This is a genomic window from Rhodopirellula halodulae (assembly GCF_020966775.1).
Taxonomy (GTDB): domain Bacteria; phylum Planctomycetota; class Planctomycetia; order Pirellulales; family Pirellulaceae; genus Rhodopirellula; species Rhodopirellula halodulae.
In genome coordinates, this window is sequence record NZ_JAJKFV010000029.1 from 147,730 (window position 1) to 167,530 (window position 19,801).

The window sequence follows — 19,801 nt, forward strand, 5'->3', positions numbered from 1 at the left end:
GATCGGGTCGCGATTCCTGCGGGAGTCAACTTTGATTGAGTCGAAAGTTGCTGGCGAACCATCGGGTGACGCGCTTCCAAACCGACATTGGCGTGCCATCAATGGTCGCTTTGACGGATGCGTTCATGGGAGGTTGCACATCCATCAGCGCATTGTCGGAGTTGAGTTGCAAGGTAACCAGATAGTTCCCTGACTCTTGATCCGGTTGGCTGGCCACGTTTGAAACGCTGGCCTGGGCGGTTCTTCCTGTGAATATTTGGAATCGGGCAGTTTGCCCGACGCGGACTTGGCCGATGTCGGTGGCGGGAACCTGCATTTCGACGCGGTGACCTTTGTCACCGACAATGCGGCACAGTGAAGTGCCGGTTGGCATCCAGGCTCCGCGGTTGATCGGATCAGTTGGGTGTCCCGACCAACTGATTTGAGAGAAGGTTCGCTCGTTCAGTGTTGTGTGGCGAAGCGGAGAAGTCACCAGACGCCCGGCATGAGGGGCGACCAACTGACGTCGCTCGTTTTCTGTTCGAAGCGTCGCCAGTTGCTGCTGTTTGGATCGCAACGCGGTTTCCAGTGTCGGCAGCGTGAGCGTCGATGTGGGAACCTCAGTTTGGACCACTCGGTGAATGCGTTGGCCTTGAAGTGTGGCTCGAAGCTCAGCGATTTCTCCTTCCAATTGCAGCTCTTTGAGTGAAGCTTTCCAGTTGGTCAGTTCCGCGATCAATTCATCTTTCGCGATTTTCGTTTCGGCGGAACGGACGTGATTCAGTTGTCCTTCGGAAGTAACGATAATTTCGGTCTGCTGAATGGGCTGCAGCGATGCGGTGCCGCGGATGGAATTTGGAAGGGGGACAAAACCCAACGCTGCCGCCGCCAGACAAAAACTGGAGATCATCAACGCCGGACGCCACTTCGGCGTTTTGGATTGGCTATTGATGGGCGCCTGCAACACGGCCGACAACCATCGCCGGCCGATGAATGCGCAGATCGCAAAAATACTGGTGATTGCCAGTAGCTTGGCACCGATCGAACCCAATTGTCCCAGCAAGAACCAAGCGAGACCACCAAAGACGACCAGCCGATAGAGGCCGCTGAGAAGAGCATAGCCAACCATTCCAAGCGATCTGGAATCGTTGAGTTCCAACGCCGGGATTTGCTCGTCATCTTGTTGCAACGCCTTGATTCCCCAGATCAGGCTTCGCAATCGTCGCTGCAGCCCGGCTCGGGAACGCGATGCCAAGTTCGGCACACCGATCGCATCCGACAGCAAGTAATAGCCGTCATAGCGCATCAGCGGATTGCCATTAAGGATCAACGTGTTGACGGAGGTGATGACGATCAACAAACAAAGAATGTCTCTCGGGAATCCCGGCATGGCCAACGACCAAGCCAGCAACGCCACGGTGCTGATACCGATCTCTGCTAGTATTCCGGCTCCCGAAACCAACATGCGTTTCCACGGTTGCCGAAACAGCCAAGCGTCGGACACGTCGCAATACAAACAAGGGATTCCGAATAGCAGCATGATTCCCATTTCGTTGCAGCGACCGCCGAAGGCTTTGCACGCGAACGCATGAGCCAATTCGTGAAAGACTTTCGCTGTCGAAACCAGGACCACGAAGCCGAGCCAATGCCAACTGGTCGAAAAGTCGAGGACGGTTTGCTGCATTCCCATCCACAACCGTTCCCAGTGCGTCACCAGGACGACGCCGGACAACGATAGCCATCCGACAGCGATTGCAACCAACAGACGACGGTAGGGTCTCACGAAGGGCGTGAGGCGATGCACCACCCAAGTCAGCCACGGATCAGGATCAATCAAAGGAATTCGGATCGCGAATGGGTTGCCCAGTCTGCGGCCCCAGCGACGCGCGGATTGCCAGCCTGATGTTTGTTGTGCCTCGGCTTGCCGGCTCGCCGCATCCCGTAACGCAGGCTGCCAGCCTGCGGCCTTCCCTCCACCAACTTCCAACTGCCCTGGATCTCTTCCCGCATCGAGCCATCCATGTCGATCCGCATCGGCGACGAAGTGGCGGAAGCTGTCGCGAGCCAACAAACTCGGTGCCAGTAATCTCCGGCAGTGCTTGTAAGCTTCGTCAACGCTTCGCTTGCCATCGAAACTTTGCAGGATGGCAAGTTCCTCTTCGTCCAGCATCCATTGTTCATCCGCTGGGCGTTCACCCTTTCGCTTGGATCGAAAAGGATCGCGAATCACCCACCGGATCGTTCGACCGATTTGGATGGGTCGGCAAATCAGATCCGGTCGTAACCGAAAGCGGGTGGCTTGAGCGAGCGGCGCACTCATGGTGAGGAGTCGCCTTTGCCGGTCGGCAGTTGCAGTTTGGCGGAAGCACCCGGCAGAACTTCACCATTTGAGTTGTCGAACTCCACCCAAAAACGAGTCTCCTTGGTGAGTGGATCCACTTCCGGGCTGATGAAGAGCGATTCACCCTTGCGTGTCAGGGTTTCGCCGCTGGGGAGTTCCAGCATCAACGTGGGTGTGGTCGATTGCTGAAGGGTGGAAATCCATTTTGCAGGCAGAAAGCCTTCCACACGAAGACGGTCCAAGTGAACGATCCTCGCGACGGCTTCGCCCGACGGGATCCAGTCGCCAACCCGATGAGTGAGGTCCACCACGACACCGGGCAAAGGTGATTGCAAATGCAGTTGTTCGACCTGTGTTTGTGCCAGTTCGGTGCGTTCGGCTTGCAGGTCCAGTTGAAGTTTCGCGACGGTTTGGTCCGCTTCCGCCTGCTTCAACGCCACTTCGGCGGCATAAACTTCATTGTCCAAGGTCTCTTTTTCGATCGCATCCACGGATTGCTGGAGACGGTGGACTTCTTGATCAAAGACGGCTTGTTTGGTTTCCAACATGCGTTGTTCGTAGGCCAGCTTCAGTTGATCGATTTCGGATTGTGACACCGCGTCGGCAAATTCTTCTTTTGCGTTGATGGCTCGTGACCATTCGTTCTTGGCGACTGCTTCGGCCTTCTCTGCCGCAAGAACTCGATTTTTGTTCTCCGCAATCCGTTGGTGAATCGACTGTTCGGCGGCGTGTTTTTTGGCCGCCAGGCGTTGGGAATCGAGCGATGCCTGAGCGGCGTCCATCGCAAGGGTTTGTCGCTGCTTGAACTGAAGAATGGCTAGTTCTTGTTTCGCCGAACGAAGCTGAATCGATGCCACCGCATCATCCAGCTTCGCGATGAGATCACCCTTGGCAACAACGTCGCCTTCGCCAACAAGAAGCTCCTGCAGACGTCCGCTTTGAATGGCCACGGCGGAACCGGATTGAGCGGGCGTGACGACCAATCCTTCCAACCAAATCGCTGGTCGTGCTGAAGTGGGATTGTCCTCAGCGAAGACCCAAGTCGGAAGGTACAGCAGTGCGATGCAAAAGGTCCAACGAAACATCACCAAAGTTCCTCCAGCGACTCAAAGAAGGGACGAAAGAGCATGAACGCGAGGCTACTGTCACCGGCGTGGACGTCGCCGACAACCGTTGCCCCAAGTAGAGTCTGTTCGAAATCACCCGAGGAAATGTTTGCCGCAGCCAACATCGCAATCGTGGGGTTGCCAGCTTCGTTGACAGTCACAACCGACGCCACTTGTTCGATTTCAGACGACCAAGCAACGTCAGGTTGAGACCGCAATTGAAGCTGGCTAACAAGTGGTTTTTTTTGTGATTGAGCGTGCAGGATGTAGTGCAGGTGTCGCTCCGGGAGATGCAGCCTCGCCTGAACTCCCGAATCGACATTGACCACGTCGAGCAACCATTGGCCTTGGAAGACATCACGGCCGAGCAGTGATTTCTCCTCGTCCCATCGGTGAACGGTTCCTCTAGATTCAGCTCGGATGATCATCGACGCTTGGATGCGCTGAATGAACTGTTGTTGCTTTTCGAGTGAAGCGATTCTCTCTTTCAGCACCAGTTCGTTGGTGGAAGATTCTGATGCGGAGCAAGATGGAGAGAGGCTGGTCGATCGTGTGCTTCGGTCGGAACGCACGGTGCGTCGTGCCGCCAATTCTGCCTTTGCCGTCGCGAGGTTGCCACGAATGATTTCGGACTGCAGATCGAGTTCGTCGCTTTGAAGTCGAAGCAGCACATCGCCCGCTTCAACCGATTGATGCTGCTCAACATCGACTTGAACGACGCGTCCGGAGGTTGGGGCGAAAACTCTTTGTTGTTGGATCGGGTGAAGCGTGCCTTCCACCGGGATCCGCAGGGGAACTCGAATTACGAACAACGCGGCGGTGATCAATACGAGTGCAATCGGAAGTGCTTTTCGCCACGTTCCGAGTTGTGGTGAGTTCAGTGAGTCATCTTGCGTGTCAACGATTCGCTGGATGGAGGTGGCAACCTCCGGTGCAATGGTCTGCCAGTCACTCCGTAATTCGGACGAATCAACGATGGTGGGCGACTGGAACGTTTCCAGAATCAGGTAAGAAACGGTCTGCTTCGCGTCACTCGACTGCAATGGCAACAGCAACAGCGTGCTGACTTCGTTGTCGCGTCGGTAGGCGTCGAGAAGTTGGTTGAACGAGGAGGTGCTGGAGGAATCCGAGGTAGTGGCCAACTCATCCAGGATTCGCTGCCATTCGCAAGCCAATCCGGAGTCCAGTGAAACACTGGATCGCACGGACGACGCAATCGGACGCCATCTCTCGTTGATTTGGGAGAACCACAGAACCCGGTCAGCGCGTGTGCAAGCGGCGATGTGATGACACAGTTGATACGGTGTCATCGCATCTTGTTTTGAAGACGCGGTGTGAAACTGAACGGAGGTCATGAAGCGTTTGTGTCCCGGCGTTTTGTATGTCCGACGAAGGAACGAACACCGATGGATCGTGAAATTCGATCTCGCATTTTAACCAGCGTGTGGAAAGTCTCTCGTCTGAGTTTCTCGGGTGTTGTGAAACTGCATCGGGGGCAATTGATGCAGTTTCGTTCAATCTCAATGCACCGATCGGACGAATAATGCCGGTAGTGCGGGGGGCGACGATTGTTCGGCCTGCGCGCTCATGTTGCCGAACGGTGTTTTCTGAACCGCAGCGGTTTCTGAGCCGCGTAGGTCCCAGAGCCTCGGCCGCATGATTCAACAAGCAGGGGGAAACGTTGACCGCGAATCGGTTCATCACCGAGCATTTGTGGGGGCGTCGGCGTCAGGGCCGGCGGACCACGGGGGCGGTCTGCGCTGAATGGTTGTCGGCGGTAGCGGGATTCTTGTTGCTCGGTGGTTTGGGGCTGCTGGTCGGTTGTCGAGCTACCCAAGCTATTCCGGAAACGGTTGGCAATCGCACGGACCACGTCGATCGATTGATGGCGAAGGTCGATGCGGGAGCGCCGCCGGAATCCTTGGTCACTCCGGCGATCGAACCTCTGACGGTGCTTCAGCCTGACGATCTGGCCACCGCGACCTATCGTGATCTGACGCTGCAGCAGGTGTTGAACCAAGCGATGAGCAGTAGCGAGGTCTTGCGAGATCTCAACGCGACGGTGCTTCGCGCGCCGGAGCAGGTCACAACGGATGAGAGTCCCGGCTTGGTACAAACCGACCCTCAATTGGGCGTGGAAGCCGCGCTGTCCGCGTTTGATGCTCAGCTGACCGCGGTGGGGACTTGGCAGAACAACGACCGACGATTCAACAACCGATTCTTTGGTGGTGGAGCCAACGCGTTCAAACAGGACGTTCATGACTACGTCCTGCAGTTGTCCAAACGAACGGCAACCGGCGCGCAAATCAGCTTGCGTAGCATCACCGATTACGACGCCAACAACGCCACCGGGAATCTCACTCCCAGTGCTTGGCAAACGCAGTTGCACGCGGAAGTTCGTCAGCCGTTGTTGCAAGGCGGCGGTTTGGCCTTCAACCGCATCGCCGGTCCCGCGGCGCTTCCCGGTGTGTACAACGGAGTCTTGATTGCGAAGACGAACAGCGATATCTCAAACGCTGAATTTCGCGAAGATGCACGCGACTATTTGAGCAATGTGATCAACGCCTATTGGGATTTGTACTTCGCGTATCGTGATGTGGATGCCAAACAAGAGGCGGTGGATCGCAGTTTGGAAACGTGGCGTAGCTACGATGCCCAAAAGGCATCCAACCGTCGTGGTGGTTCGGCAGAGGCTTTGGCTCGTGAGCAGTACTATCGGTTTCAATCGGAACTGCAGGACGCCATCGCGGGGAAGTTGATTCAACGAACCCAGGTCGACAACTCAACTTCCGGCGGAACCTTCGCCGGTGTGACGGGGGTGTTGGCTGCGGAACGCCGGTTGCGTTTGTTGATCGGAATGCCGCTGGCGGATGGCGAGTTGCTTCGTCCGATCGACGAACCACTTTCGGCGCCATTGATTTTCGATACGCAATCGTTGTCCGTGGATGCGCTGCGAATGCGAAGCGAGCTTCAGCAGCAGCGGCTGTTGATCAAGCGACGTGAGTTGGAGCTGATTGCTGCCAAGAACTTTTTGCTTCCCACGTTGGATTTGGTCACCACGTATCGGCTTCGTGGTTTGGGCAAAGATCTGGCGGGCAGCGATTCCGCATTCAACGAATTGGGGACGGGCGACTACCAAGAGTATGAGGCTGGCGTTGAGTTTCGGTTGCCCGTTGGTTTCCGCCAGGCTCACGCGGCGGTTCAACATGCCAAGATCCAAGTGGCTCGGGAACGCTCGGTGCTTCGCGAACAAGAGCGACAAATCACGCATGACTTGATGGCAGTCATCGCCGAGACGGATCGAGCCTACGCCCAGATGGAAACCAACCTGAATCGCTATTTGGCGGCCAAAGATGCGTTGGATGCGTTGGAAGCCAATCGCAAGGCGGGCCTGCCCATCAGTTTGGAGCAACTGCTGGACACGCAGCGACGACTGAACGAGTCACAGACCCGTTATCACTTGGCAATGACCGAGTACATGATTGCCGCAAAGAATGTGTACTTCGAATCCGGCACGTTGCTTGAGAATTGCCAAGTCGGAATTTTTGGCGACGGAATTCAGGCCGTTCCAAGCGTTTCCGAGTGACAAAGTGTTTCCTACGCAGCACGCGGTAAGACGCGGATCGAACATCGATCGTCGGCGAAGTGGCTCAGGCTTTTTGCATCGTGAGGATGCGTTCGTGGCCGGCGAGGTCTTTGATGAGTCTGATCTCGCTGTAGCTGCCGGTTTGTTCGGCAAGTTGTTTGCAGGCACCGGCGATCATGGGGCTCAGCTCGATGATCAATTGGCCCGCTTCGTTCAGTCGGCCAGCGGCTTCGTTGAGCAACTTGGCGATGATCTCGGTTCCATCCGGTGCCGACAGCAAGGCACCTTTGGGTTCGAACTCACGGACCGTGGTGGGCAGTTCGTCGTATTCGGACTGGCTGATGTAGGGCGGGTTGCTGCAAATCACGTCGAAGGTTTGATCCGGGGCCAGTCCGTCGAACAGATCGCTTTGCAGCAGAGTGATTCGTTCGGACAGTTGCAGGTTCTCGGTGTTCCATTTGGCGATGTCCAACGCAGCCAAGCTGATGTCGACGGCGGTCACGATTGTCTTTGGAAGTGATTTCGCGATGGCGATTGCAATCGCGCCACTGCCTGTGCCGACGTCCAAGACGGTGGGAGCATCGCGGTCGGACATCCGAGCTTTGATTTGATCGATGGCTTCGATCACCAAGTGTTCGGTTTCCGGTCGAGGAACCAAGACATTTTCGTCCACGCGAAGCGACACCGAATAAAACTCTTTGTAGCCAACCAACTGAGCGACGGGGGCTCCTTCGCCGCGGCGTCGCACAAGTTCACGAAAGGCGACGCGTTGTTCTTCTTCGGGGACTTGATCGAACTGCGTGTACAGTTCGATCCGCTGGCAACCTCTCGCGTGAGCGAGCAGGATCTCCGCGTCCAGCCGGGGTGACTCGCTGCCTTTTTTGCGAAAGAAGTCGGTGGTCCACTCCAACAGCCGCATCACGGTCCATGGGGTGTCGTTGCTGGTTTCAGCCATAGAGTTAGTCAATCATGTCGCCGCGGAGTTGATCGCGATCATATTCGATCAACGCTTCGGTAACAGGATTGAGATCACCCGCGATGATTTGATCGAGTTTGTAGATCGTTAGGTTGATGCGGTGATCGGTCAACCGATTTTGCGGGAAGTTGTAGGTGCGAATCCGTTGGCTGCGGTCTCCGGAACCGATCAATCCTTTGCGAGCCTCGGCTTGTTTGGCTGCTTCTTCCTCTCGTTTCTTTTCGTAGATACGAGCTTTCAAAACCCGAAGTGCCTTGGCCAAATTTTTATGTTGGCTCTTTTCGTCTTGGCACTGGACAACGATCCCGGTTTCGTGGTGCGTCAATCGCACGGCGGAGTCGGTCTTGTTGACGTGCTGACCACCGGGCCCGGACGCACCGAAGAAATCCTTGCGGTAGTCGTCAGGTTTCAGATCGATTTCGACATCTTCGGGTTCTGGCATCACCGCGACGGTGGCGGCGGAAGTGTGGACTCGGCCCTGAGTTTCGGTTTCCGGAACCCGTTGCACGCGGTGACCGCCGGATTCGTACTGCAGGTCACGGAAAACGTTGTCACCTTCGAGGGTGATCGTGATGTCTTTGAAGCCGCCCATTTCTGTGGGGCTCGCGTCCATGACTTCTGTTTTCCAACCGACCTTTTCCGCATAGCGGGTGTACATTTCGTACAGGTCACGTGCGAAGAGGGCCGCTTCATCGCCACCCGTGCCGGCGCGGATTTCCATCACACAGCGCGTGCGGTGCGAATCTTCGCCACCGACGGTGAGTGAAAGCAGATCTTCCCAGATGGTCTCTCGCTCTTTGCGGAGCGAGTCCATCTCGGTTTCTGCCATTTCGCGTTCTTCGGCATCCTCGGCTTCATCGACCATCGTCACGCACTGATGGATCTCGTCCGTCAGACGTTTGAACGTGCGGTATTGATTGGCCAGCCGATTCAGGCCCCCGTGCTCGCGGGCCGTGGCGCTCATGCGAGCGCCATCAGCCAGCACATCGGGGTCGGACATGTCCCGCTCGAGTTTTTCGAAACGGGCCAGTTTTTCCTCGAGGATGTCGCGGATCGATCCGCTCATTTGGTGGCTTTCTTAGCCTTTTTCTTTTGCAGCGAACCGTAGGTACCAGCGGCAAATTTCTTCTGGAACTTGTCGATTCGGCCAGCGGTGTCGACGTATTTCAGTTTGCCGGTATAGAACGGATGGCACTCGCTGCAGATGTCAATCTTCAGCTCAGGACGGGTGCTGCGAGTGGTGAAAGTGCTGCCACAACCGCAGGTGACGGTCGTTTCTTGATAGTTGGGGTGAATGCCGTCTTTCATGACGTTCTAACTCGGACCTGTGAGGGTGTTACGACGGTTTGGTTTCGACAGTCCCGTCGGTCAATACGATTCGCTGTCGGTCGAATCCCAGATGGTACGTGAAGAGAGGTAAAAAGTTCAAGGGTGAGCGGCATCGGATTCGAGCGTTGGACGCCTAATCACGGTGATTTCGGCTCTCGCCGTGAAATCCATCGAATCGGGCCGCTGGTCGTGTCATCGAAAGTGGCAAAGTCGCGGTCCGAAGCCATGTATTGGGTCGAAACGTCAAACTGGAAACCTTTGCTTCCGCCAGGCCGGGTGGTCTGCTCAGCCCATCAGGTTCGTTTGCCTCAAAGGGAGGGGGAGCGAATTGAGCGTTTGGGAGGAAAGGGGTTTGATACTGCGACTCGGTCGCATTAGAGTTCCCTGCTCCTGTTACAAAAGCTAGCCAGCCAATCGAGGTTGCTCGTGATGGCAGTGGGTCGGACCGGATTGTTCCGGGCGAACTTCACTCTCACGAACGATCGACTCGACAACTATCGGTCGATCCCTCTCGCCAGCCATGCTTGTTCTCCGTGCAAAATGAATTTTGGGAACAATTGCATGCGCGTGCGCACTGTTTCAACCGCGAACCTCTCTCGACGTTTTCGTTCTGTGTCGGCGGTATCCCGTCGCGGCTTTACTTTGGTGGAGCTGCTGGTCGTGATCGCTATCATTGGTGTCCTGGTTGGGTTGCTTCTGCCGGCCGTCCAAGCAGCTCGTGAGGCGGCTCGCCGAATGAGTTGCGGGAACAATCTGAAGCAGATCTCGCTCGCCGTTCACAACTACGAATCCGCTTACAAGAAGCTGCCGCCGGCGTGGACCAATCCGGGTCAAGGTTCCGGATGGTCGATGCAAGCTCGGATCCTGCCATTTCTAGAAGAAGCAGCGTTGTCTGATGGCGTTGACTTCAGTCGCGATTATGGCGAGTCCTACATGACGATTGATGGCGAGCAGATTCCGACCTCGTCGTTCCGCGTTGCGGCTTATCAGTGTCCGAGCGATCCACGAGACCAGCCTCGCTACGGATCATCGGGGCCGAAGTATTACAAACTGAACTACGCCACCAACGAAGGCGTTTGGTTCGTCTTGGATGAGGGAACCAATCAGGTCGGCGACGGGATGTTTGTGCCCGGACGTTATTTGGGGTTCCGCGATTGCTTGGACGGAACCAGCAACACGTTGGCGTTGGCTGAAGTGAAGGGTTGGACACCCTACGCTCGCGATGCCAAGCATTCGGGCACGATGACGATGCCAATCACAACGGATGAGGTTTGTGCTTTGGCAGGTGATTTCAAAACCGAGACCGGACACACGGAATGGATTGACGGGCGGGTGCATCAAGCCGGTGTCACGACCACATTTTCGCCCAATAAGAAAGTCCTCTGTGAAGTGTCGGGAATCGAATACGACATCGACTTCACCAACATGCGGGAAGGCAAATCGCCACCTGCGGGCGTGAGAACCTACGCGGCCGTGACTTCTCGCAGCTATCACCAGGGTGGCGTCCACGTTTCGCTGCTCGATGGTTCCGTCCGTTTCATCACGGATTCAGTGGAGCTGGAACTGTGGCAGTCCATGTCGACTCGCGCCGGACACGAAGTGATCGAGATTCCCTAGCAACGGGCATTCCCTAACGACTGATTCGTTTTGGGTATCCAAGTGGAGCCGAGACACCCGCTGAATCTTGCTCGATGCTCGTGCAAGGTGCATCGGGGCAAGCTGCATCAGGCGTTTTTGCTCTCGCGGATCGAGCGGCGAATGTTTGCGGACGCTGGTGACTTTGGTCGCAGACGTGAAGGGGATTTTGCCGAGCGGTCCGCTCGAACGAAGTTGATTCGGGAAGCTGATCAGAACCGTGTGAAGATCATTCCGATGAGCACCACAAAGAGGATGAACAACACGAAGATGGTGGCGCCGATGATCTTGCCAGCGGTATCGAGTTTGTGGTCATCGGCGTAGCCCATTGGGCAGCACATGCACCGCAAAATCACAAAGAGATTCAGCAGCGGCACGATGACTCCAAGAGCCCAGAAACCGCTGCTGCCCTGGTTGATCATGCGGTACCAGGCCAAGGCGATCGTCGCGACACCGCTGATCAATTGCAGCGGGAGTCCGATCTGTCCCGCGCCGGCATCGGTGAAGCGGACGGCAACCAAGGCCAATGCCCATTGAGCCACGATGATGCCGATGTATCCGACGATGAAAGCGGTTCGTCCGATGCCGCCGTACTGGATTCCTGTGGAGTTGTACGGATCAGGCGAGATTTCGACGGTCGTTTGGTACGGGTTTTGATCGTTCATCCTGTGATCCAATGTGTCAGGGGGAAATCTGAACCTGTAATGTGCTCTAAGGGTGACGACCTCCAGTTGGCAACATCGGATCCAGTGTCTCGTTCATGAGGGACTTGCATGCACGATATCATGGTGCCTTCACTCGATTTTACATTCCTTTTGGGGAGACGTTTGAGAGCAACTGAAATGAAAGGTTAACGGATTCATCAAAACACTTTGAATGAAGCCGGAGGAGCGTCCTGATCTGCATCGTGAGATGAGTCGGAATAGCTTGCCTTGGTGTACCGATCCATTCGTTTGGTGCAGGGAGTTTGGGCTGCGGACAGATTTTGGCCGTGGTGGACAGAATCAACTGCCGATTCGCGATGGAGTGCTAGGGTTGAGCGGACAACTGGAACCACGCCTGACCGGTTTGTCAGTGATGCGTTCCGCGATGCGTGCGGACTCACACCAGTCCCGATGGACGACGAAAACCGAATCAGGCCAGCGACTCAAGGAGCGATCTCTACATGCTGATGCGACAACCGTGCCCCGATCTTCAGTTCGCCTACACCCCACCATTCGGAGCTTCGCTCACGGAGAAGGGAGTGCAGTTTTCGGTCTTCAGCCGTTCCGCGACAGAAATGCGGTTGCTGCTGTACAACAAGGTGACCGACCGCGAACCAGCACAAGTCATTGACTTCGACCGTGGAACGGATCGATGGGGCGATGTTTGGAGTTTGCACGTGCCGGGACTGGAAGCCGGCCAGCTTTATCATTTCCAAGCCAGCGGACCGTGGGAGCCTGAGAACGGTCACCGTTTCGATTCCACCGCTCGTTTGATCGATCCTTATGCCCAGGCCCTCGCCGGGACATATCAAAAAGGAACCGACGGCGTCGTGCGTCCGCCAAAGTGCGTCGTGGTCGACGGATCCTTTGATTGGGAAGGTGATCGTCACGTCCGTCGTGACGTCAGCGAATCGGTGATCTACGAAATGCACGTTCGTGGCTTCACCAAAAGCAAAACCGCCAAGGTCAAAGCTCCCGGAAGCTATTTGGGCGTGATCGAGAAGATCCCGTATTTGAAGTCATTGGGGATCACCTCCGTCGAGTTGATGCCGGTTCACGAGTTCCCAATCAAGGACCCGCATGGCAAGAAGCTTTCTCGTCCGAACTACTGGGGCTACGACCCGATGGCGTTCTTCGCGCCACACCGCGGTTACGCTCACGACTCGGCGCCTGGTGCTCAGGTCAACGAGTTCAAACAAATGGTGAAAGCTCTGCACGCGGCGGGGATCGAAGTCATTCTCGATGTGGTGTTCAACCACACCTGCGAAGGCAACGAACATGGGCCAACGCTGAGCTTCAAAGGCTTGGAAAATCAAGTCTATTACATCCTTTCCGAAGGACAGCATTACTGCAATTACAGCGGATGCGGCAACACGATCAACGGCAACCACCCCGTCGTTCGGGAGATGATTTTTCACTGCTTGCGTCACTGGGTGCACAACTACCACATCGATGGTTTCCGATTCGATTTGGCCAGCATTCTCAGCCGCGACCGGAACGGGAATTTGATTCCTAACCCGCCGATGGTGGAGTTGATCGCAGAAGATCCGATGTTGGCCGACACGAAGATCATTGCCGAAGCGTGGGACGCCGCGGGTGCCTACCAAGTCGGTAGCTTTGGTAATCACCGCTGGGCAGAATGGAACGGACGTTATCGTGATGATGTGCGTGGGTTCTGGCGCGGCGATGCGGGAACACTCGGGCCTTTGGCGACTCGTTTGGCTGGCAGCAGTGACTTGTACCAGCACGCCGGACGTCCACCGTCTTGCAGTGTGAACCTGGTGACCACACACGATGGTTTCACCATGAATGATTTGGTTTCTTACAAGGAGAAACACAATCACGCCAATGGCGAAGACAACAACGACGGTGACAACCACAACATCAGTGACAACTATGGTGTGGAAGGCCCAACGCGAAAGAAGGCGATCAGCACGATTCGCAGTCAGCAGATTCGCAACATGTTGGCCACGTTGTTGACCAGCCAAGGTGTGCCGATGATCGTCAGCGGTGATGAAGCACGTCGCACTCAGAAGGGCAACAACAACGCTTATTGCCAAGACAATGACATCTCTTGGTTTGATTGGCGATTGGTCGAAAAGAACGCTGACTTGGTGCGTTTCGTCAGTGCGTTGATCAATTTCCGAAAGAACCAACCGACGATTCGCCGTCGTGAGTACCTGACGGGGCAACCGGTGGACGGACGCAAGGTGCCGGATGTGTCGTGGTACAGTCCGTCGGGTGATCCGCTGAACTGGGATCAAGGCGAATTGGCGATGGCCGCTTACATCGCGGCACCCAGCCGAATTGACGATCCGGAAGGCTTGGGACGCGACGTGATTTTGATGTTCAACAGCACGGGGGATCACCGCGAATTCCATTTCCCAGAGATCTCTCGTGGGACGCAGTGGAACTTGTTCGTGGACACGGCCGCGTTGCCACCAGAGGACATCTATCCTGAGGTTGATGGTCCGATGCCGCCAAACAACCGAGTGGTGGAAGTGGGTCGCCATTCGATGCGAATTTACGTTTGCAACGCAGCACCCAGCTGATTCGAGTTGTTCGATCTCTGTGCCTGTCTTCTCGCGGTGAAGCACCGCAAGAAGACGGGCGTTGGTGGCAACTCTTCGTCTTCTCATGAACCGTCCACCGAGGACGCTTTTCGCTTTGCTTTTCCGATTTTAGATCACGCCTGAGTGTGAAAGTTTCAGCTCAGCTGGGCGCGGTTTGGAAGCTTTTCAATTTTGCCGTTCGGCTATCATCGTGGGATGCGATTTCTTTCGGCACCCACAAGCGACACGACGCCACCAACGGGGAACCCGAGAAGGTTCCTCTCGTTGTTTCAACTTCTTTCTATCCGGTGGACGAGTTCTCTCCACCGGATGCCGGCGAAGGCAATGGCTCTCGGTTTGGTTGGGCTGTTCATTTGGTACTTCGCCGGGTGCAAGCCATCAGCGGATACACCCACGCAGGATTCATCAGAAGTGGATGTCGCTCGACCGAGCAATGATTCCACATCGGCGGATGAACAGCATGCTGATTTCCCGGCGGTTCAACGAAAGGAAATCGCGAGTCTGATTCGGCAAGGAGATCGACTGCAAGCCATTGAGGCTTTGGACCGATTGATTGCCACGGACCCGCAAGACGCTGTCGCATTGCGATCTCAAGCCGCAGGTTTGGAATATGAGGCGGGGCAGCCGAAGCGTGCGTTGGATCGATTGAGGCAACTCGTTCGCGAGAATTCTCAGAACGCCGAACTCCGTCGAGACTATGCCGGATTGGCTGCCAGGCTGGGGTATCGTTTCGACGCGAATGAGCAATATCGGTTGTTGGCTGGTCGAGCCGTGCTGACGCCACCGGAGTTGATTGGGTTGATCTACCCGCATCGTCCGCAGGTGAATTTCGAAGCAAAGCCGGATCCGACCAATCCAGAGGTCCTGCGAACGAAGGGCGTGTTGAGCGTGGTCGCTGCACTTCAAAGTCGCGGCGATTACCGCGATGCGATTCGGGCTTTGGAAAACTGTAATCCTGAGCAGCGAGAAGACCCAGCGATCGTTGCGATGCTGGGGTGGATGCTCGCGCTGACCCAGGATCAGCAACGATGGAACGGGTGGGCAAAGCATTCGGAAACCAAGTCAGTGCAGCGGTACCCAGCCTATTGGCTCGCTTGGGGTGCTGCCGTGCAAAACGGTTGGGCGATCGATGACGAGGATGCGGCCATCGCCGGGGATCGTGGGGCGTCGTTCGCGGTTCATTGCTTTTTGCAGGCGATCCAGCGGGAACCGCACAGCCAAATCGGTTGGGATAGTCTGTTGGCTGCTTTGGAGGTGTTGGCAGCTGAAGACTCATCCAACTCGTCACTGGATGCGTCGCGAAAGCGAGTTCGACGGCGATTGAAACAACTGGACGAGACGCAGTGGCTCGCCAATCAAGTTTGGGACATGCAGGCGAGTCCATTGTCGCCACCCGAGCAGGGCGAATTGTATGAGCGGTTGGCAAAGCTTAGTGGCGAACAAGGCTGCCTCGGTGAGTCCTTGGGATGGCAAGCATTGCTCGTGAGTGTGCAGCCCAATTCCGCCCGCGCGTGGCAGGCTTGGCAACGAGACGTTGGCAAGACGTTGAACCAATTCCCCGACGGGCTGGACCGCGAATTGCTTCTATGCGGACTCGATTCCAACGACTTCAACGATCTGCGTCCTCAGTGGATCGCAGCACTGCCAAAGGCTGAGTTGCCAAAGATGGATGCAGTTGAAAGTGGCGTCTCGTTGTCGCAAGGCCAACTGCCCAATCAGCAACGCGACCAGGTTCGCTTGGTGAATGTGGCTCCTGAAATGGGGATAGACTTTCGCTGGCTGAATGCCGAGACCGAGATCAAGTCTGAGTTCCGACTTCACGAACCATTGGGCGGCGGTGTGGCCTGTTTGGACTATGACGCCGACGGATGGGTGGATTTCTATTTCAACCAAGCAGCGGGTGAGCCCACTCAGCGAAATGGCACGCGGCCCAACGCTCTGTTTCGCCAAACGGACGGCCGGTTTGTCGAATGCGTTCGACTGGCTGATTGTGATGATCGAGGTTATGGCCACGGTGTGACAGCGGGAGATTGGAACCAAGACGGTTGGCCCGATTTGTTCCTCGCGAATTTTGGAGAGAACGTTCTGTGGATCAACCAGGGCGATGGAACCTTCCGCCGCGAGCGTTTGGATGCGTTGGAGAAGGCGACCGAGTTGTCTTTGGCGTTCAGCTTGTCGACCGCCATCGCGGATGTTTCGGGCGACCATTTGCCGGACTTGATATCGATCAATTACGTCGATGATCCGTTGGTTCTGAACTCAATCGAGAGACATGAAGACGGAACACCCGTGAAGTTGCCCGGGCCGCTTCACTTTCGGCCCGCGATGAGTCACGTTGCCAAGTCAGACGCTCGGGGTGGTGCCGCGACGACGTTCTTTGGTCACGATGAATCGGCACGCAGCACGGGGATGGGACTGCTGGTCACGAATTTGGATTTGCAAGGTGGCAATGAAGTCTTCGTCGCAAACGATCAACGTGCCAATCACCTCTGGTTCCAATCGAGTTCCGGACAGGACGAAACGAGTTGGAACAACCAGGCAGCGCTACGCGGGGTCGCCGTGGGACCGGGCGGGAACAAGAACGCTTGCATGGGAGTCGCCGCCGCGGATTTTAATCGCGACGGATTCCTCGATCTACATGTCAGTAACTTCTACGATGAATGGGCAAACCATTTTTGTCAGAACTCCGGTGGGATGTTCATTGACCGCGCAGTGGCATACGGATTGGATGTTTTGACGGCTCGCACCACGGGTTTTGGGGTGCAACCGATCGACGTCGACAACGACGGTTGGAGCGATCTGCTAGTTGCGAACGGGCACATCGAAGACATGACCGACAACGGCACGCCATTTCGCATGCGGACCCAAGTGTTGATCAACGAAGAATCGAAGTTTGTATCCGCGGAGATGGACGATCCCAAAGGCGATTGGGATCGGGCTCGGTTGGGACGCGGCGTGGCGACTTGCGATTGGAACCGAGATGGGCGACAGGATGCCGTCGTGACTTATGCCGACGCAGCGGTGGAACTACTGAAAAACGAAACCGTGAACGATCATCGGTTTCTTCAATTGCGACTGGTGGGAGTCCAATCCGAACGAGACGCGATTGGTGCGCGCGTTCAGCTTTTCGCGGGCGACGATGTGTGGACGTCGGTGGTTGCGACCGGCGATGGATACGCTTGTCGCAACGAGGCGGTCCTGCACTTTGGCCTGGGGGAACAGAAGCGATTGGATCGGGTTGAGATTCAGTGGCCGTCCGGGCAGACATCGTTGCTTGCCGGGGAAGTGATCCAAGACTTATCGTTGGATCGTCGTTGGCTTTGGGTGGAAGGTCAGGAAACGCCGTGGCCGGAAGTCGACCTCGCCAACTAGGGTTGAGGTGTGACCGAAGAATTGCTCGTCTGTGCGCAGTGATCGGCTAGCAACCGGGCATCATGCCTTTGCGGCGGCTTGCTCCGCGGCGAAGGCGCGCAGTGGTTTCGGCAGCGGGAACTTCACATCCTCTTCGCGAATCACAGAAGTCTCGACCGTTGCGTCGAAGTTGGCTTTCAGCCATTCAACGGTGTCTTCGACAACCGATTCAGGAGCGCTGGCACCCGCTGTGATCAAGACCGTGTTCTCAGATGAAAATTGTTCGAGCGACAGATCTTGGGGGCCGTCAACGAGCACCGCGGTTTTGCCCTGTTCGGCTGCCAACTCACGCAATCGTTGACTATTGCTGCTGTTCTGGCTGCCAAGGACAACCACCACATCTGCGTCTTCGCGAAGCAGTTTGACGGCTTCTTGACGGTTTTGAGTCGCGTAGCAGATGTCGTCTTTGGGTGGCGAGTGGATCTCCGGGAAACGTTCTCGCAATCGTTTGATGACTCGACCGGCGTCGTCCACCGAAAGTGTCGTTTGGGTTAGGTAAGCGAGCTCTGTTCCGGGTGGGAATTCGAGCTTATCGACATCGTTCTCGTCTTCGACCAGGACGATGGCTTCGGGGGCTTCTCCCATGGTTCCCAGCACCTCATCGTGACCCTCGTGACCGATCAAGATGATGGTGTATCCCGCTTTGGCGTATTTGATTGCTTCCAGGTGCACCTTGGTGACCAACGGGCACGTGGCGTCCAAGGCATGAAGCTTGCGAGCTTGTGCCGCTTTTCGGATTTCGGGTGAGACGCCGTGGGCGGAGAAGAGCAACACTCCTCCCTCGGGCACCTCTTCAATGGTGTCCACAAAGACGGCTCCCTTTTCCCGAAAAGTCTTGACCACATACTGGTTGTGGACGATCTCATGGTAGACGTAGACCGGCGGACCAAATTTTTGCAGCGTCAAATCCAGCGAGTCGATTGCCATGTTGACCCCGGCGCAAAAGCCTCGGGGTGCAGCCAAAATGATCTTCATGAAGATATCTTTTCGGTCGCCGAATTCGTGAGCAAGGATGCGTCCGGCGGGAATGTTCGGGGGGAGTTGGTCATCGGCTAGAATAACCGCAGAAGCCCCAAAACGTCCAACGGACATTCGCGGACTCCCTGAAAACAAGTATGCCATCGTCCTCGTCGCCCCCCTTCGATCAGCCGAAAAGTCTCGAAATGGGATCGGATCAGGCATGTCCGGGCTCAGCTTCTGGTGAGGCGGCGGAAAGCCGGATTATTCTGCAGAGCGACGGAAAGGACTGTTTTCGTGATGCCCTCGAGGAATCGCGTGCGAAGTGTCGGGCGATTGCGAAGGAGAGCCGAGAGAATTTTCTGGTGGTGACCTGTTTGTTGCCGCGGGAATATCGGCAACCGTTTTGCGACGTCTACGCGTTCTGTCGGACGGCGGATGATCGGGCGGATGAGTCGGCGGGCCCGCAGGAGGCGATGGCGGCGCTGAACGAATACCGACAATCGGTCGCGAAAATTTACTCTGGAGAATCACCTGGCGACGCGGGAGATGGAATCTTTGTCGCGCTGGCGGAAACCATTCGCAAGCATTCCATTCCTCGATCCTGTTTGGATGATTTGCTGGACGCATTCGTCCAAGACCAAACGGTGTTTGGCTATGACGATGAAGAAGCACTGTTGGACTATTGCCGCCGTTCAGCCAACCCGGTCGGCCGAATGATTTTGCGGATGGCCGACTCGGATGATGAAGAGAACTTGTTGGCTTCGGACGAGATCTGCACGGCGCTGCAGTTGGCGAATTTTTGGCAAGACGTTTCACGCGACCGATTGATCGGTCGCGTCTACATCCCCAGAACCATCATGCAGCAGTTTGGCTTCGACGAGTCTTTGATTCGCGATGGTTTGGCCGGTGGTGACTCAACACCCAACTACGTTCGACAATCGATTCAATTTCTCTGTCAGCAAACTCGCGAGCGGTTTCATCGCGGAGCGGTCTTGATTGATCGGGTGCCAGCCTGGCTGAGTGCTGACCTAAGGCTGTTCGTGCAGGGAGGTTTGGCCACGTTGGATGCCATCGAGGCGATTCAGTACGACGTGTTGCGAACGCGTCCGGTGGTCCATCGCCGCACCCAGGCGAAGTTGTTGTTGGGCGCGATGTGGCAGCGGCTCATTCGTGGTCGAGCATCATCAGAGGTGGCTTGATC

Annotated in this window: 13 protein-coding genes; 5 read left to right on the forward strand and 8 right to left on the reverse strand. The window is 56.1% G+C overall.

Annotated features, from left to right (window positions below; genetic code table 11):
• Positions 1–25: 25 nt before the first annotated feature.
• Genes LOC70_RS13580 through LOC70_RS13590 form a run of 3 tightly spaced genes read right to left on the reverse strand, consistent with a single transcriptional unit; the run spans position 26 to position 4,781 of the window.
• Complete coding sequence (locus LOC70_RS13580) at positions 26–2,299, reverse strand: HlyD family efflux transporter periplasmic adaptor subunit (RefSeq protein WP_230254130.1); 2,274 nt, start codon at positions 2,297–2,299, stop codon at positions 26–28.
• Positions 2,296–3,405 carry an efflux RND transporter periplasmic adaptor subunit gene (locus tag LOC70_RS13585; RefSeq protein WP_230254131.1) on the reverse strand — a complete coding sequence of 370 codons (1,110 nt, stop codon included), beginning with the start codon at positions 3,403–3,405 and terminating at the stop codon, positions 2,296–2,298. Before LOC70_RS13585 ends, LOC70_RS13580 begins: the two co-directional genes overlap by 4 nt.
• Positions 3,405–4,781 (reverse strand): biotin/lipoyl-binding protein, encoded by a 1,377-nt coding sequence (locus LOC70_RS13590; protein ID WP_230254132.1) that lies wholly within the window; start codon positions 4,779–4,781, stop codon positions 3,405–3,407. Before LOC70_RS13590 ends, LOC70_RS13585 begins: the two co-directional genes overlap by 1 nt.
• 413 nt (positions 4,782–5,194) lie before the next feature.
• On the opposite strand from LOC70_RS13590, the gene LOC70_RS13595 reads away from it, so the two are divergent.
• The gene (locus LOC70_RS13595) at positions 5,195–7,012 is read left to right on the forward strand and encodes a TolC family protein (protein WP_390889069.1); all 1,818 of its coding nucleotides are present in this window, start codon (positions 5,195–5,197) and stop codon (positions 7,010–7,012) included.
• Positions 7,013–7,076: 64 nt separating this feature from the next.
• Here LOC70_RS13595 and prmC read toward each other — a convergent pair whose 3' ends face one another.
• From prmC to rpmE, 3 genes are read right to left on the reverse strand one after another with little or no spacing between them, the layout of a single operon-like run.
• The gene (gene prmC / locus LOC70_RS13600; protein ID WP_230254134.1) at positions 7,077–7,967 is read right to left on the reverse strand and encodes a peptide chain release factor N(5)-glutamine methyltransferase; all 891 of its coding nucleotides are present in this window, start codon (positions 7,965–7,967) and stop codon (positions 7,077–7,079) included.
• Between the two features lie 4 nt (positions 7,968–7,971).
• Entirely contained in the window at positions 7,972–9,054 is a 1,083-nt protein-coding gene (gene prfA, locus LOC70_RS13605; RefSeq protein WP_230254142.1) for a peptide chain release factor 1, read from the reverse strand.
• Complete coding sequence (gene rpmE, locus LOC70_RS13610; protein ID WP_230254144.1) at positions 9,051–9,296, reverse strand: 50S ribosomal protein L31; 246 nt, start codon at positions 9,294–9,296, stop codon at positions 9,051–9,053. Before rpmE ends, prfA begins: the two co-directional genes overlap by 4 nt.
• Before the next feature lie 588 nt (positions 9,297–9,884).
• Here rpmE and LOC70_RS13615 point away from each other — a divergent pair.
• The gene (locus LOC70_RS13615) at positions 9,885–10,934 is read left to right on the forward strand and encodes a DUF1559 family PulG-like putative transporter (RefSeq protein WP_390889044.1); all 1,050 of its coding nucleotides are present in this window, start codon (positions 9,885–9,887) and stop codon (positions 10,932–10,934) included.
• Between the two features lie 230 nt (positions 10,935–11,164).
• Here the strand turns inward: LOC70_RS13615 and LOC70_RS13620 are convergent, their stop codons facing one another.
• Complete coding sequence (locus tag LOC70_RS13620) at positions 11,165–11,617, reverse strand: hypothetical protein (protein WP_230254146.1); 453 nt, start codon at positions 11,615–11,617, stop codon at positions 11,165–11,167.
• Between the two features lie 500 nt (positions 11,618–12,117).
• On the opposite strand from LOC70_RS13620, the gene glgX reads away from it, so the two are divergent.
• Positions 12,118–14,208, forward strand: coding sequence for a glycogen debranching protein GlgX (gene glgX / locus LOC70_RS13625; RefSeq protein WP_230254154.1), 2,091 nt, complete (start codon positions 12,118–12,120; stop codon positions 14,206–14,208).
• A 330-nt stretch (positions 14,209–14,538) separates the two neighbouring features.
• On the forward strand, positions 14,539–17,601 hold the full coding sequence (locus tag LOC70_RS13630) for an FG-GAP-like repeat-containing protein (RefSeq protein ID WP_230254156.1): 3,063 nt from the start codon (positions 14,539–14,541) through the stop codon (positions 17,599–17,601).
• A gap of 60 nt (positions 17,602–17,661) precedes the next feature.
• On the opposite strand, the gene ispH is transcribed toward LOC70_RS13630, so the two are convergent.
• Entirely contained in the window at positions 17,662–18,615 is a 954-nt protein-coding gene (ispH, locus tag LOC70_RS13635; protein ID WP_230254158.1) for a 4-hydroxy-3-methylbut-2-enyl diphosphate reductase, read from the reverse strand.
• 188 nt (positions 18,616–18,803) lie between these two features.
• On the opposite strand from ispH, the gene hpnC reads away from it, so the two are divergent.
• Entirely contained in the window at positions 18,804–19,799 is a 996-nt protein-coding gene (hpnC, locus tag LOC70_RS13640; RefSeq protein WP_255716086.1) for a squalene synthase HpnC, read from the forward strand.
• Positions 19,800–19,801: the final 2 nt, after the last annotated feature.

What these genes read in the sequence shown, in the direction of transcription:
- prfA (WP_230254142.1), bottom strand. Translation starts at nt 9,054, where the DNA reads ATGAGCGGATCGATCCGCGACATCCTCGAGGAAAAACTGGCCCGTTTC.
- hpnC (WP_255716086.1), top strand. Translation starts at nt 18,804, where the DNA reads ATGGGATCGGATCAGGCATGTCCGGGCTCAGCTTCTGGTGAGGCGGCG.
- ispH (WP_230254158.1), bottom strand. Translation starts at nt 18,615, where the DNA reads ATGAAGATCATTTTGGCTGCACCCCGAGGCTTTTGCGCCGGGGTCAAC.
- LOC70_RS13620 (WP_230254146.1), bottom strand. Translation starts at nt 11,617, where the DNA reads ATGAACGATCAAAACCCGTACCAAACGACCGTCGAAATCTCGCCTGAT.
- prmC (WP_230254134.1), bottom strand. Translation starts at nt 7,967, where the DNA reads ATGGCTGAAACCAGCAACGACACCCCATGGACCGTGATGCGGCTGTTG.
- LOC70_RS13630 (WP_230254156.1), top strand. Translation starts at nt 14,539, where the DNA reads ATGCCGGCGAAGGCAATGGCTCTCGGTTTGGTTGGGCTGTTCATTTGG.
- LOC70_RS13590 (WP_230254132.1), bottom strand. Translation starts at nt 4,781, where the DNA reads ATGACCTCCGTTCAGTTTCACACCGCGTCTTCAAAACAAGATGCGATG.
- rpmE (WP_230254144.1), bottom strand. Translation starts at nt 9,296, where the DNA reads ATGAAAGACGGCATTCACCCCAACTATCAAGAAACGACCGTCACCTGC.
- LOC70_RS13580 (WP_230254130.1), bottom strand. Translation starts at nt 2,299, where the DNA reads ATGAGTGCGCCGCTCGCTCAAGCCACCCGCTTTCGGTTACGACCGGAT.
- glgX (WP_230254154.1), top strand. Translation starts at nt 12,118, where the DNA reads ATGCTGATGCGACAACCGTGCCCCGATCTTCAGTTCGCCTACACCCCA.
- LOC70_RS13585 (WP_230254131.1), bottom strand. Translation starts at nt 3,405, where the DNA reads ATGTTTCGTTGGACCTTTTGCATCGCACTGCTGTACCTTCCGACTTGG.